General features: G+C 43.4%; 12 protein-coding genes and 1 pseudogene. 11 read left to right on the forward strand and 2 right to left on the reverse strand.

The features are described from left to right. Positions 1-44 precede the first annotated feature (44 nt). Complete coding sequence (locus ATB74_RS08660; protein ID WP_060982030.1) at positions 45-248, forward strand: CPXCG motif-containing cysteine-rich protein; 204 nt, start codon at positions 45-47, stop codon at positions 246-248. 76 nt (positions 249-324) lie between these two features. On the opposite strand, the gene ATB74_RS08665 is transcribed toward ATB74_RS08660, so the two are convergent. After that, on the reverse strand, positions 325-933 hold the full coding sequence (locus ATB74_RS08665; RefSeq protein ID WP_050634348.1) for a riboflavin synthase: 609 nt from the start codon (positions 931-933) through the stop codon (positions 325-327). 161 nt (positions 934-1,094) lie between these two features. Here ATB74_RS08665 and ATB74_RS08670 point away from each other — a divergent pair, with 161 nt between their 5' ends. After that, complete coding sequence (locus tag ATB74_RS08670; protein ID WP_061017956.1) at positions 1,095-2,465, forward strand: MATE family efflux transporter; 1,371 nt, start codon at positions 1,095-1,097, stop codon at positions 2,463-2,465. A gap of 133 nt (positions 2,466-2,598) precedes the next feature. On the opposite strand, the gene ATB74_RS08675 is transcribed toward ATB74_RS08670, so the two are convergent. After that, a complete protein-coding gene (locus tag ATB74_RS08675) occupies positions 2,599-3,441 on the reverse strand; it encodes a DNA ligase (RefSeq protein ID WP_061017959.1) in 843 nt (280 codons plus the stop codon). Between the two features lie 311 nt (positions 3,442-3,752). Between ATB74_RS08675 and ATB74_RS08680 the strand changes: the two genes are divergently transcribed. The 9 genes and pseudogenes from ATB74_RS08680 to ATB74_RS08720 all read left to right on the forward strand — a co-directional run. Next, entirely contained in the window at positions 3,753-4,082 is a 330-nt protein-coding gene (locus ATB74_RS08680) for an STAS domain-containing protein (protein ID WP_004733793.1), read from the forward strand. 65 nt (positions 4,083-4,147) lie between these two features. Further along, positions 4,148-4,984, forward strand: coding sequence for an OmpA family protein (locus tag ATB74_RS08685; protein WP_061017960.1), 837 nt, complete (start codon positions 4,148-4,150; stop codon positions 4,982-4,984). Further along, entirely contained in the window at positions 4,981-7,080 is a 2,100-nt protein-coding gene (locus tag ATB74_RS08690; RefSeq protein ID WP_061017963.1) for an SLBB domain-containing protein, read from the forward strand. The genes ATB74_RS08685 and ATB74_RS08690 overlap by 4 nt, the downstream gene beginning before the upstream one ends. After that, complete coding sequence (locus ATB74_RS08695; RefSeq protein WP_060982025.1) at positions 7,080-7,769, forward strand: tyrosine-protein kinase family protein; 690 nt, start codon at positions 7,080-7,082, stop codon at positions 7,767-7,769. The genes ATB74_RS08690 and ATB74_RS08695 overlap by 1 nt, the downstream gene beginning before the upstream one ends. Positions 7,770-8,312: 543 nt before the next feature. Continuing rightward, the gene (locus tag ATB74_RS08700; protein WP_061017966.1) at positions 8,313-9,305 is read left to right on the forward strand and encodes an ABC transporter substrate-binding protein; all 993 of its coding nucleotides are present in this window, start codon (positions 8,313-8,315) and stop codon (positions 9,303-9,305) included. A gap of 195 nt (positions 9,306-9,500) precedes the next feature. Next, complete coding sequence (locus ATB74_RS08705) at positions 9,501-10,400, forward strand: ABC transporter permease (RefSeq protein ID WP_060982024.1); 900 nt, start codon at positions 9,501-9,503, stop codon at positions 10,398-10,400. Continuing rightward, on the forward strand, positions 10,393-11,625 hold the full coding sequence (locus ATB74_RS08710; RefSeq protein WP_061017968.1) for a quaternary amine ABC transporter ATP-binding protein: 1,233 nt from the start codon (positions 10,393-10,395) through the stop codon (positions 11,623-11,625). Before ATB74_RS08705 ends, ATB74_RS08710 begins: the two co-directional genes overlap by 8 nt. A 330-nt stretch (positions 11,626-11,955) precedes the next feature. Then, positions 11,956-12,360, forward strand: a complete 405-nt coding sequence (locus ATB74_RS08715) for an Hpt domain-containing protein (RefSeq protein WP_061017970.1) — start codon at positions 11,956-11,958, stop codon at positions 12,358-12,360. 199 nt (positions 12,361-12,559) lie between these two features. Further along, positions 12,560-13,850 (forward strand): annotated as a pseudogene (locus ATB74_RS08720) (sigma-54-dependent transcriptional regulator); the annotation flags it as partial. Positions 13,851-13,866 lie beyond the last annotated feature (16 nt).

A 13,866-nucleotide genomic window follows, 5' to 3' on the forward strand; every position in this document is an offset into this window, starting at 1 on the left:
CAAGCTACTACGATTGTTACAAGTTACAGTGAGGAGAATTCGCCATGCATAAATACACAGAGAAACATGTCTCCTGCCCCCACTGTGGGCATGCAATCAGCATAACGCTCGATGCTTCTAATGGGAGCCAAGACTTCTATGATGATTGTCCAGCATGTTGTAATGCCATTCACCTCGACATGCAGGTAGATGAAGTAAGAGACAGGATTCACCTTTCGATTGATGCAGACGATGAACAAGTCTTCTGAAATACACCTTCTCTTAGTGAGTTAGAGCAAATTAAAATTACAAAAAAGAGCACGTTATGTGCTCTTTTTTGTAGCGTTACTTCTGGTTCGCTAGTACGCGTTCAACGGTATCAACAATAGCCTGTGTTTGAGGATCAAACTCAATGTTTACTTGGTCACCTACTTCACGGCCGCCAAACAGAGTACGATTCAACGTTTCTGGGATCAGGTGAACAGAAAAACGGTTCTCTTCCACTTCACCGATCGTCAATGAACAACCATCAACGCCAATGTAGCCCTTGCTTAACACATACTTCATTGATTCTTGAGGTAGCTCAAACCAGAGCGTGCGGTTGTTTTCTGTCTTAATCACATCAACGAGATTAGCCATCAGAGTAATGTGGCCAGACATGCTATGCCCGCCAATTTCGTCACCAAACTTTGCTGCACGCTCAACATTCACTTTGTCACCAACATTCAACTGGCCTAAGTTCGTCAATCGCAATGTTGCTTGCATTAAATCAAAAGCAATCTGATTGCCTGAAATTTCCGTTACCGTTAAGCAACAACCGTTATGAGCTACTGAAGCACCAATTGCTAATCCCTCAACCATTTCGTCAGTTAGCTCGATGGTATGAGTTTGAAACAACTCTTTTTTGTTGATAGCAACCAGTGTTGCCATGCCTTGAACGATACCTGTAAACATAAGATTCCTATTTAGCATTCTAGTAACAGTTTTTCATAGCAGTTATTGTGACATTTCTTTATGATTCGTCCAGTGGAAGCTTAAGATCATTGTCTCTGATTCCTTCAGAATGTCCTTTCCTACACTATTATTCTAATTTTTCCTCTTATTTGGAGTTGTTTGTGCATCGTTACAAAGAAGAATCCTCGAATCTAATCAAACTTGCGACCCCAGTATTAATCGCATCCGTTGCACAAACTGGAATGGGTTTTGTTGATACCGTAATGGCCGGTGGCGTAAGTGCTATAGATATGGCGGCAGTTTCAATTGCAGCAAGTATCTGGCTACCATCAATATTATTTGGTGTTGGTTTATTGATGGCGTTGGTTCCTGTCGTTGCACAACTGAATGGTTCTGGTCGACAAGTAAAAATACCATTTGAGATTCAACAAGGTGCGTTTTTAGCGCTCGTCATCTCCCTTCCTATCATTGGCGTGCTGTTCCAGACGCAATTGATATTGGAGTGGATGGACATTGAACAACTCATGGCAGAAAAGACCATCGGCTATATGAATGCGGTGATGTTTGCTGTCCCTGCATTTTTGTTGTTCCAAACATTGAGAAGCTTTACTGATGGTATGTCTTTAACTAAGCCTGCAATGGTGATTGGTTTTATTGGCTTGCTATTGAACATCCCGCTTAACTGGATGTTCGTATACGGAAAGCTTGGTGCTCCTGCGCTGGGTGGTGTTGGGTGTGGCGTTGCAACGGCTATCGTATATTGGGTGATGTTTGCACTGCTGTTTGCTTACGTTTTAACATCAAAACGTTTAGCGAAAATCAACATCTTCGGTACGTTCCATAAGCCTCAGCTCAAAGCACAAATTCGTCTGTTTAGGCTTGGCTTCCCAGTAGCGGCCGCTATCTTCTTCGAGGTAACTCTGTTTGCAGTGGTTTCTCTGTTGGTTGCCCCATTAGGTTCATTGATTGTTGCCGCGCACCAAGTCGCGATCAACTTCTCTTCGCTGGTTTTCATGATTCCAATGAGTATCGGTGCTGCTGTGAGTATTCGTGTTGGCCATAAGTTGGGCGAAAACAACACCGAAGGCGCGAAGATTGCGACACACGTTGGTATCATTGTTGGCTTGGTCACAGCCTTAATGACAGCTGCATTAACTGTATTGTTCAGAGAGCAAGTTTCATTGCTCTATACAGAGAACACGGCGGTAATTACTGTTGCAATGCAATTGCTTTTGTTCGCGGCGGTTTATCAATGCACCGACGCCATCCAAGTTATCGCTGCAGGTGCTCTGCGTGGCTACAAAGACATGCGTTCAATCTTCAATATTACTTTTGTAGCTTACTGGTTGCTTGGCCTTCCTATCGGCTACATCTTAGGAATGAAAGATTGGATTGTTGAACCTATGGGCGCGCACGGCTTCTGGATTGGTTTCATTGTTGGTCTAACGTCAGCAGCGATTATGCTGGGTATGCGCTTACACTGGATGCACAAGCAGGACGATGACGTACAGTTAGAATTTAGTTCTCGTTAGATTCGTACTCGTTAAACCGGTGTGTCTGATATCGAATACGAAAAAGAGCGCTGATCTTCAGGGCTCTTTTTCGTTTATTCACAGGCGTATTATTGAGTCATACTGACTACTGGTCAGATAGATTGTATTTGTTTTAATATTCACTCTTCTCACGAACAAAGCGGGCAAACTTGGGTTTCCCGTTTTGAGTAAAGCCATTGTAGCGAAAAGTAATACGACTTCCGATCTCGGGTGGTGTGAGCCTCATTTGATCACTGAACCCACTACCAATATAGAATTCAACCCCCTCTTCTGTGTGAACCAGTATAGAGCCCATCATTCCTTTATACTTTCCTGTTCCGCCTTTGTAACCAATAACCGTTGCTTCTGCATCGTGATGCCTTTTTAGCTTTAACAGGTCATTACTTCTCCCTGCCTGATAACGACTGCTGATTTTCCTAAGCATCAAACCTTCGCCGTTTCGCTCATCGACATTGTCGAGCTGATGGAACAGTGCTTCTTCATTATGAATAGGCAAATGCTCTATGTAACTGATATGAGCTTCATCAATCATGCTTACCCAATGCAAAATATTGTAATAACGTTTTTGATAATCGCCGGCCGCTCCTGGCATATCAAACAGCATGAAGTCTATTTGGCGCCATGCCATATCACTAGGCGTATGATCGAGAACGGTAGATTGGACTAAATGAAACTTACCTCGCCCCGCCCACAATTCCCCTTCGAGATGTACATTAGGCAAGTTTTTTGTAAACCACTTAGGTGAGTAAATGCGGTTTCCATTGCGAGTATAGAGGTGCTTACCATCCCATAGAGCCCGAATCCCATCTAGCTTCTCACTCTTCCAATACTCTGACACATCAATACCTTGCTGATATGCGTTTGCCAGCACCAAGTGATCCGGAGGTAAATAGGATGAATGAGAAGAAAGCGAACACGCCCATAGAGTTGCTATAGCCAGTTTGGTTAGTCTCATCACTTGCTCCATATTAATATCTGTAGTGGTCAACAAATGCCTTTAATCCTAAGCGTTTCAACGTACAGATAGACAATCTATGCCAGAAGATGCGACCCACACGCCAACCTTATCCATCTCTAGCTTTCATTCACAAAATTAATGACTTGTAGATCTCAAAAGTACACCCATTTTTAGTTCTCATATTGAGAAACGACCTTTCTCAATATGAGATAGAGATTAATCGCAGTATTAACTCCTTGAAAAATAACAACATAAAAGTTGGCACATTCAGTGCAATTGTTCATACATACTTTAAAGGAGATAACGCTATGGAACTACGTAAGATTGATTTGAATACAACGACGCTAACACTTTCTATCTTCGGTGATTTAGACGCAGCAGGTAGTCGTGATGCCCAAACTGACATCGATGATGTGATTTCAAATGATGGCCACCCTGAAATCGAAGTTGATTTTAGCCAAGTTGAATTTTTGGATTCATCTGGTGTTGGCGCTATTGTTTACATGTTCAAGCGTCTAACTGAACGCGAACGCAACATGCGACTCGAAAATGTGACTGGCCAACCTCTTGAAATAATGAACCTACTCCGTATTGGCCATGCTATCCCAGTAAATTCAAAAAATCCTACAAATTCATGAAGATCCACTAAGCTAGAAGTAATAAAAAAATAATAATAATAAAAAGTAAAACATAGGACGTTGGCATGAAAATACAGAAAAACTACATAGCCCTTTCTCTGTCTGCTCTGGTTCTCGGTGGCTGTACTAGCTACCCTGAACAAGGCACAGGAGGGTTGGCTGAAAGTTATGATTCAATCAATTATTTGAATTCCGACTTCTCTCCTGTCATGCCTGATGAGCCACTTGGCCCTGAACATGGTTTACGTTTTGATTGGCAATTAGCAAAACTTCATTTAGATGCGTTAATCCAAGAAGGTGCGCGTTGGTGTTTTCCCGCTGCGGTAGTCCAAGCGATTGAAAAGCAAAATCGTATTGCACGTGAACTACAAGGCGGTTTACTGCTAGATGCAGCCAACGACCTAGTCATCCAAAGAAAACGCCTAAACGAACTTGAAGTCCAGCTAGACTACGTGACATCACAAGCCCGTTGTGAGCCACCAAAAAATGAGAATCAATTTAGAATACAATTGTCGGTTATCGAACGGTTGTATGACTTACTTAATGTTGATAACCAATTCGCAGAAGACTCTATCGAAGTTAATCCCAAGTATATGGGAAGACTTGCCGAAGCAACTGCGCTACTCAAAGAACACAAGTCTTTAGACCTAGTTGTCACAGGCCACGCTGACGCGACTGGGACCGAAGAATATAACGACAAGTTAGCACTTGGACGAGCTAAACAAGTCGAACGCTACCTGACTATTTTTGGCTTAGGTGCTCAACGAATCAAAGCCGTCTCTGTCGGCGAAACCGTTCCTCTTTTTGAGGGCGAATCAGACGGTACGCGTTTAACTAACCGTCGAGTCAGCATAGAAGTTATCTCACCTAAAAACGCCGAGAAAATGGGAGGTGGGCTATGAAATCATTGATCGCTTTTTTCATCACCCTATCGCTATGCTTTGCGAATATCGTGAATGCAAGCGACGAGTTTTCAGAGGCCGTTCAAGTCGGTGATCTTATCCAAGTCAACGTACCCGGAGAAAGTACCTTAAATACTGGGTTCCAAGTTGATAAACGTGGCCGTATTACCCTTCCAGAAGTGGGTACTGTATTTGTGGCAGGCTATGACAGTGAGCAGCTTAACAAGGTCGTTTTAGAATCACTGGCTACCGCTTATAAAGATCTTTCAAACGCTTCGGTGTACGTAAAAGAACAGCAAATCATTATCTACGTTCAAGGTTATGTACAACAACCTGGCGAATACACACTAGCATTGGGTTCTAGTATCCAAATGGCGCTTTACGCTGCGGGCGGCTTACGTTCAGGGGCACAACTCGATAAGCTTATTCTTAAGCGAGGCGCTGACAAGATAGAATTCAACTACAAACGTTTCCTAGATTCAGGTGACGAATCAACGCTCCCCGCTTTGCAATCATTGGATTCACTGTTTGTACCAGCTTCCCCATTAGTCGGTAACATCGAGCAAGAGTTTGACGCTGCAAAGCTTGCTAACTCTGGTGACAGTGCTGACTCTCGTAATTCAATCAAAGTGTTTGGTGAAGTAAACGCACCGGGCTCATTCACTTATAAAGAAAACACCGACCTCGTCGACGTATTAATGCGTTCTGGCGGCGTGACTCGTTATGCCAGTGTTGAGCAAATCCGTGTGATCTCAAACAACACCCCAACGCTATTCAACCTTAAACGTTACTTAGATTCTGGTGACGAAAGTTTGCTTCCAATTTTGCGTCCAGGCGCAACGATTTTTGTTCCCAAGCAAGAAGAAGAGATCAAGTCTGGTGCGAATATGGTTTACGTAATGGGCGAAGTAGCCTCTCCAGGTGCCTTTGAAGGTAAGAAAGGTGCGACGTTTATGGATATCTTAGCGAACGCTGGCGGCCCGACCCGATTTGCGGAGTCTAGACAAATCCGCGTACTCAAAGCCGACGGCAGAGTAGTTAAATTTGATTTAGCGGCATACACAGAAGGTTTACCTAATTCTAACCCTCCTAGCATCAAAGCGGGAGACGCGATTTTCGTCCCAGAGAAAACAGACATGAACGAGAAATCATGGCTAAAGATCTCGCCGGATAGAGCTGTAAATGTAATTGGTGAAGTTGTTCGACCGGGACGTATTGAATGGTCAGATGAAATGGATTTCATGGGCTTACTTGCTCATGTTGGAGGACCAACACTGCGTGCCGACACCACAAAAATAGAAGTGGTTACAGGTAGAAAGCTAGTGGTTTTCGACTTAGACGAATTTATTAAAACTGGAGCTCCACGTGACCAACTGCCCTTCATCCGTGCAGGCTCAATTGTGCGCGTACACGACTTACCTCAAGACCCTTCAGACAACAAATCTCAATGGGTACGTCAAAGCTCAGATGCATCAATTTACGTGTTTGGCCAAGTTCGTTCACCAGGCCGGTACCGATTTACAAAAGACATGCACTTTCTAGATATATTGTCAGCGTCAGATGGACCAACGAAAGACGCCGACATTCACAATATTCGCGTAACCCACAGAGATAAGAGCTACTCTAAAGTGAGCAAATTAAACTTATCTCTCTATTTCGAAACTGGTGATGAATCGATCCTACCAAACGTAACTGCCGGCGATACTATTTATATCCCGGAAAAAGATAAAAATTGGTTGGACACACCAAAAGAAAAAACGGTTCGTGTGCTTGGCGCAATTAATAATCCGGGTCGATATGTGTTCAATGACAACATGACGATTTTAGATATCTTGGCAGAGGCCTCAGGCCCTACTGAAAATGCTTATGTAGAGAAAATTACCATTGTGAACATGTCTTGCTGCCAAGGCCAAGCTCGTACCTTCGACCTTGTTGAGTTCAGCAAAACGGCCAACATCTACAACTTACCAGTGCTACGTGCCGGTGACACAATTTACATCCCAGATCGACGTGAGAGCTTTATGGAGAAAGCTCGAGTGGGCTTAGAAGACATACTTCGCCTAACGACAACCATTGTCCTAATAGGAGCTTTGTAATGACTATTTCAGCAATTCAAGCAGAAGTAGAACAACTGTATCTAGCTTCTGAACTTAATGGCCAAAAATCAATATGTGTGACCGCCTGCCATTCAGGTGACGGCGTAACGTCTATCGCGACGGCATTAGCGGAACGTTTTCTTCTTGCTGGTCACTCTACGCTTTATGTTGACCTCAATTTATACAACCCAGCTTTCAAAGATTTGAACATGTTAAAAGACAATCAACAGGGACAGTTAATAGAACACGTTGAGTCTCATCGTCTGTTCATTGGTGTCCCTGCTCCTCAAGTGGCATCGACACAGCTCGCTTATAAAGATCCGACAGCGCTGCAAAACGTAGTGAATAAATGGTTAGAGAAATACGATAGAGTGATCATCGACACTTCGCCGCTTCTCAACATTAACAAAGGGAATATCCCTGCGCAGTCTGTTGCAAGTGCCTGTGACAGCACGCTTATGGTTGTCGCGTATGGTGAAACGTCAAGTCACCACTTAGAGCAAGGGAAAAAGCTGCTTGATGCGCAGAGTATCAATTTAATGGGCTGTGTGATGAATATGAAACAAACACCTAGCTTTGCGCAAGAGCTCGTAAGACAACTCAATCGATTGAAATTTATTCCTTCTAAGTGGCGTAATAGCTTGGCAAACAAACTGTACCAAAACGAATTTTTGAACCTGCCAATGTAAGTTTCTTGTGTCAATTTATGGCTGTCATTGCAAGCCTGACAGCCCCCATTCTATTGAACTTCGAACTAATCACCCCAAAACAAAATTGGGCGTTTTTGGCGAAACTATCGTAAGAAATAAGATTTTAAAAACTAATCAACGCATTTCACACACACCAATCAAGGTCTTACCACCTTCAAATCTCTCTAGAAATCAACAGCCCCACGTCTAACTTTAGTGGTAATGTGACACAGACAGTTAAAGTGCCATGTAAATAGCATCAAAGATGGAATTCGTACGAATATTCCCTAAGATTATAAATAGAGGTGGTTTTTGACGAATTTGTAATAGTTTGACAAAGTTATCCGATGGCTGTTGAAACACAGTGGATGAATTGGCAAATCACACTTCACTGACTTTGCACGTTTATCTATTCAAACTTCACCCATCTCTCCTTCTGCTCAAATGGTTCAAATACACGGAAAGGATCACCATCGAGCAATTTAGATAATCAATTTACCTTGGTTACCTTAGTTGTATTATTAAAGAGAAAGGAAACTCAATATGAAATACAAGTTAAGCTCCGTATTTTTGTTAGTAGCAGCAGCCAGCGGTAATGCTAACGCTGGAGAATGTGGCAGCGTAACAATCGCAGATATGAACTGGAACTCTGCAACACTGATCGCCAATATCGACCAATTCATCCTAGAACATGGTTATGGGTGTGATGCCGAACTTATCCCTGGCGACACTATGCCAACAGGCACGTCTATGATCGAAAAAGGCCAGCCTGATGTTGCACCTGAACTTTGGAGCAACAGCTTAAAAGACGCATTAGATAAAGGTGTTGAAGAAAAACGTCTTCGCTATGCAGGTAAAGCACTTGTGAACGGCGGCGAAGAAGGCTTTTGGGTTCCTGCTTACCTAGTTAAACAGTACCCTGAAATGGCAACCATCGAAGGCGTACGCAAGAACGCTAGCTTATTCAAGCATCCTGAAGACCCAGATACATCTGCATTCTACAGCTGCCCAGCAGGCTGGAACTGTCAGATCAGCGCCGGAAACTTGTTTAATGCTCTTGAGTTAGAAAATAGCGGTTTCACGATAGTTGATCCAGGCTCGAGTGCCGGCTTATCTGGCTCTATCGCAAAAGCTTATGAGCGTGAAGAAGCTTGGTTTGGTTACTACTGGGCGCCAACCGCTGTTCTAGGTAAATACGACATGGTTAAAGTCGACTTCGGCAGTGGCGTTAATAAGGAAGAGTTCCTCAACTGTACCACCAAAGAAGATTGTGAATCGCCAAAAGCGACCATGTACCCGCCTTCACCTGTCCACACGATTACCACTGAAAGTTTTGCTTCACGTGCACCTGAAGCGTACGACTACTTTACTAAACGTGGTTTCACAAACGACAAAATGAACTCTCTACTTGCTTGGATGGAAGACAACCAAGCTGATGGTGAAGAAGCGAGTCTGCATTTCTTGAGTGAATTCCCGGAAGTATGGCATCCATGGGTTTCTCAAGAAGTAGCTAAGAAAGTTGAAGCAGAACTCTAACCAACAGACTTTCAAAGTATTTGAGTTTAACAAGTACTTACGCTTAATAAATACTTAGGTTTAATAAGTAAGTACGCTTCAACAATAGAATAGAAATAACGTCGCTATACTTGATGTTATTCATGATTCGGAGCCCTTTTCTTTGGCGATGTTCTTATCGCGTGGACAAGTGGCTCCGAACTATAAGGATATAAAATGGCTGACAGCAATTGGTTATCAAGCTTTCCAGAGATGGAACGTGCTGATTTACGAACCATAAAAAAGACGCTAGATGGCGCATACCGTGAATTTTCCCGCGAATACGGTGAAATGATTGAATCTCTCTTTGACCCTCTTCTTTCATTCCTTGTTTGGTTTGAAAAGCTCCTTATTTCAACGCCTTGGATTATTGTCCTTGCCGTGTGTACCAGCCTTGTCTACGCAGCCAGTCGTTCCTGGAAACTGGCTGTAGGTTGTGTCGTTTCTCTGCTTCTCATTGGTTATTTTGGAATGTGGGAAGACACTATGCGGACGCTCAGTATTATCACTGTGTGTACCTTGGTTTCGATATTGTTAGGCATTCCGATTGGCATTGCGATGGCTCGCTCAAATCGAGCGCAATCTATCGTTACGCCGATGCTCGATATCATGCAAACCATGCCTGCATTCGTTTACTTGATTCCAGTGGTAATGCTATTAGGTATTGGTAAAATTCCAGGGCTAATCGCCGTGGTTATCTACGCGATTCCACCTGTGATTCGTTTAACTAACCTAGGCATACGCCTAGTCGATAAGGAAGTACTTGAAGCCGCTACAGCCTTTGGTGCTAGTAAAAAACAACGTTTATGGGGTGTTCAACTTCCTCTAGCTATGCCAACGATCATGGCGGGTATCAACCAAACTATCATGATGGCACTGTCTATGGTTGTTATCGCATCAATGATTGGTGTTAAAGGCCTAGGACAACCGGTTCTTAAGTCTATTACCAACCAGTACTTCACATTAGGCTTGATGAATGGTTTCGCCATTGTTGCCCTAGCAATCCTTTTTGACCGCGCTTCTCAGGCGTACGCAAGAAGAACCAATGCGCATTTAGGAGGATTCAAGCATGACTAAACCATTGATTGAGATTAGTGGCCTATACAAAGTGTTTGGACCGAAACCAATGTCTGTTATAAACCGAGTTCAGAACGGCGAACACAAAGATCAGATTCTTGCGGATACGGGTCATACCGTTGGTCTGAAAGAGATCAACCTCGAGATTAACCGCGGCGAAATCTTCGTTATCATGGGACTTTCTGGCTCGGGTAAATCGACGCTGATTCGCCACTTCAACCGTTTGATTGACCCGACTCAAGGTAAGATCATGGTTGAAGGCATTGATGTAATGAGCCTCAACACCAAAGAGCTAGAAGAGTTCCGTCGTCATAAAATGTCGATGGTATTCCAACGTTTTGGTTTAATGCCTCATCGCACTGTGGTTGAAAACGTTGCGTACGGGTTGGAAGTGCAAGGTATCAAAAAAGAAGACCGTTTAGCGAAAGCCAACGAATGGTTAGAAACCGTGGGTTTGAAAGGTTACGGAAAGCAATACCCTGCCCAACTTTCAGGAGGTCAGCAACAACGTGTCGGCCTGTCTCGCGCTCTGTGTACTAACGCTGAAATCTTGTTAATGGATGAAGCCTTTTCGGCGCTCGATCCATTGATCAGAAGTGAAATGCAAGATCAGCTTATCGAACTTCAAGAGAAGCTTCATAAGACGATAGTTTTCATCACCCACGATCTGGACGAAGCACTTCGCCTCGGCGATAGAATCGCAATTTTGAAAGACGGTGAGCTGGTACAACAAGGCACGCCACATGAAATTCTTCTTAACCCTGCTGATGACTACGTAGAAGCGTTTGTTAAAGACGTAAACCGTGCCCGTGCATTGACCGTTGAAACGGTTATGCAGCCTCCTCTCTATCGAATTACATCAGAAACGATAGAAGGTGCTCTGGCGCAAATGAAGATGCTGAAAAACGATTACGCTTATCACGTAACGGATGATGGCTATCAAGGGTTAGTGACTCAAGAGAGCCTACAAGACGCCGTTGAAGATGCATCTATACATGATTTCAGCGAAGAAATATACGAAGAAGTTCCGGCTATTTTACCTGATGCCGTGATTGAAGAAGTTCTACCAGACACAATGTCTTGTGACTACTCTCTTCCGGTTGTCGACGAAGACGGTAACTTGAAAGGTGAACTGGAGAGAAGCGCTGTTGCTGATATCTTCTCTGAAAGTAGCGAGGAAGAAGTAGAAACCGACCCAAAGCTAAAGATTGATAAAGCTTCCTAGTCCTACGAATGGTTATTTTGAATCTAGTCTAAATCACTTAACTCGATCTAAGGCCACTGCAGTTATATAACAGCAGTGGTCTTTTTATTTGTATTCCCTTAGTCCTGTCCTCTCCCAGTAACTTACTCTCTATAGGCACCTAAGTTTATATTTCATAAGAGAAAACAAAATTAAATCAGTCCGTTAAGTTTGTCACAAACCCAGTAACAAGATGAGTGAGATACTAATTAATTGCTCTGTTTATACAGCAACCAGTTGAAATTATTCTAAAAAATGACTAGTACTTATTAGTATTCACGGGTATTAGGCTCAACAAAAGGACTTAGTTTGATGAACTCCATTCAAGCGTCAGACACAACTGCAGGTCTCTGCTCACAAGAAGTTAGCAATCTTGTTGATGAAAGCGTTCTAGAGCAAATGATTCGAGATACAAGTGCGGATATTATCCCGATCTTGATCGACCATTATGTCGAAGAATCACAAACACGCTTGATAGCAATAAAAGATGCTGCCACTCAAAAAGACGCGCAAACACTTGAATTCGAGGTTCACACTCTCGGCAGCACGGCACTTTCATTAGGTAACCGCCCTTTGGGGGAGTTATCTCGCGCTTTAGAAAAGCTATGTTTTGAACAGAGTCATGATTCGGCATTTCTACAAGTTGAGGAGTTATTAGAACTCGCTGAGCGTTCGATCAATGCCTTGCTAGAACGGAAAGAAGCAGGGTTCAATTAGCTCATCCGGATCAGATTACAACTGTCTGTATAACCGTAATGAAGAGATGTTCCATCATGATCAGCAACGTGAGGAATTCTACTGATAGCGTCTTAAGAGATTGCATGCGGTAGATAACAAATACAGAAGACTCGTATTGATGGTTGCATATCACTATGTTATTGATTGATTAGGATAAAAGTTTCAAAAGGAATATACAATGCGCCCTAAGGTATTGTTAGTTGAAGACTCCACCTCACTCGCCGTACTCTACAAGCAGTACGTAAAAGACGAGCCCTACGATATTTTCCACGTTGAAACCGGCGCGGAAGCTAAGACCTTCATTGAAAGGCATTCACCGCAGCTTGTTATTCTCGACCTTAAGCTGCCTGACATGCCAGGCGAAGAAGTCTTAGATTGGATTAGTGCGAACGAAATACCAACCGCCGTTATCATTGCAACTGCACATGGATCAGTAAACATCGCGGTAGATCTAATCCAACGCGGAGCAGAAGACTTCTTAGAAAAACCCATTCAAGCCGATCGACTCAAAACTTCTGTTCGCTTGCATCTAAAAAGAGCGAAACTTGAAAATCTTGTCGATAACATGCAAAGCAAGTTCGATCGTGATCGCTTTCATAACTTCATCGGCTCTTGTCTACCCATGCAGGCGGTTTACAAGATCATTGATTCGGTAGCACCAACCACTGCTAGCGTGTTTATTAACGGTGAAAGTGGTACGGGTAAAGAAGTATGTGCAGAGGCTATTCATCAGGAGAGCCAGCGTAACGGCAAGCCCTTCGTTGCCATTAACTGTGGCGCTATCCCTCGAGACCTAATGGAGAGTGAAATCTTCGGTCATGTTAAAGGTGCGTTTACCGGTGCGACAACCGACCGTAAAGGTGCTGCAATGCAAGCGCATGGTGGCACCCTCTTTCTCGATGAGCTTTGTGAAATGGAGCTGGAGATGCAGAAGAAGCTCCTACGATTTTTGCAAACTGGTACGTTTACACCACTCGGTGGTAATCGTGAGATTAAAGTTGATGTCAGAATTATCTGCGCAACCAACCGCGATCCACTGGTTGAAGTAGAAGAAGGACGTTTTAGAGAAGACCTTTACTATCGTGTTCACGTCGTGCCTATTGAGATGCCACCACTTCGCGAAAGAGGAAGTGACATTGTCACTCTATCTAATCACTTCTTAAAGCTCTACGCGAAACAAGACAAAAAGCAGTTCAAATCAATAGACAAAGAAACGCAAAACCTACTTAAACGTTATGCTTGGCCAGGAAACGTGCGTCAGTTGCAGAACATCATCCGTAACATCGTAGTGTTGAATAATGAAACGAGCGTAACCATAGATATGTTGCCCCCTCCGATTAATAAGGTGGATGCAACAACAGCTTCGAAATCAGTAACGCCAATTCGAGTACCAGCGCCCCAACCTGCTGTAGTAGAAACACCAAAAACTAAGTTGCCACCAATAACTCCAGAAGAGCTTGAGCAAACTACTATGCCAAACGAGCA

The organism is Vibrio splendidus, from assembly GCF_001557875.1.
GTDB lineage: Bacteria > Pseudomonadota > Gammaproteobacteria > Enterobacterales > Vibrionaceae > Vibrio > Vibrio splendidus_F.

Excerpts from the sequence above, each read along its gene's own strand:
- ATB74_RS08660 (WP_060982030.1), top strand. The coding sequence starts at position 45 with ATGCATAAATACACAGAGAAACATGTCTCCTGCCCCCACTGTGGGCAT.
- ATB74_RS08665 (WP_050634348.1), bottom strand. The coding sequence starts at position 933 with ATGTTTACAGGTATCGTTCAAGGCATGGCAACACTGGTTGCTATCAAC.
- ATB74_RS08675 (WP_061017959.1), bottom strand. The coding sequence starts at position 3,441 with ATGAGACTAACCAAACTGGCTATAGCAACTCTATGGGCGTGTTCGCTT.
- ATB74_RS08680 (WP_004733793.1), top strand. The coding sequence starts at position 3,753 with ATGGAACTACGTAAGATTGATTTGAATACAACGACGCTAACACTTTCT.
- ATB74_RS08685 (WP_061017960.1), top strand. The coding sequence starts at position 4,148 with ATGAAAATACAGAAAAACTACATAGCCCTTTCTCTGTCTGCTCTGGTT.
- ATB74_RS08690 (WP_061017963.1), top strand. The coding sequence starts at position 4,981 with ATGAAATCATTGATCGCTTTTTTCATCACCCTATCGCTATGCTTTGCG.
- ATB74_RS08695 (WP_060982025.1), top strand. The coding sequence starts at position 7,080 with ATGACTATTTCAGCAATTCAAGCAGAAGTAGAACAACTGTATCTAGCT.
- ATB74_RS08700 (WP_061017966.1), top strand. The coding sequence starts at position 8,313 with ATGAAATACAAGTTAAGCTCCGTATTTTTGTTAGTAGCAGCAGCCAGC.
- ATB74_RS08705 (WP_060982024.1), top strand. The coding sequence starts at position 9,501 with ATGGCTGACAGCAATTGGTTATCAAGCTTTCCAGAGATGGAACGTGCT.
- ATB74_RS08710 (WP_061017968.1), top strand. The coding sequence starts at position 10,393 with ATGACTAAACCATTGATTGAGATTAGTGGCCTATACAAAGTGTTTGGA.
- ATB74_RS08715 (WP_061017970.1), top strand. The coding sequence starts at position 11,956 with ATGAACTCCATTCAAGCGTCAGACACAACTGCAGGTCTCTGCTCACAA.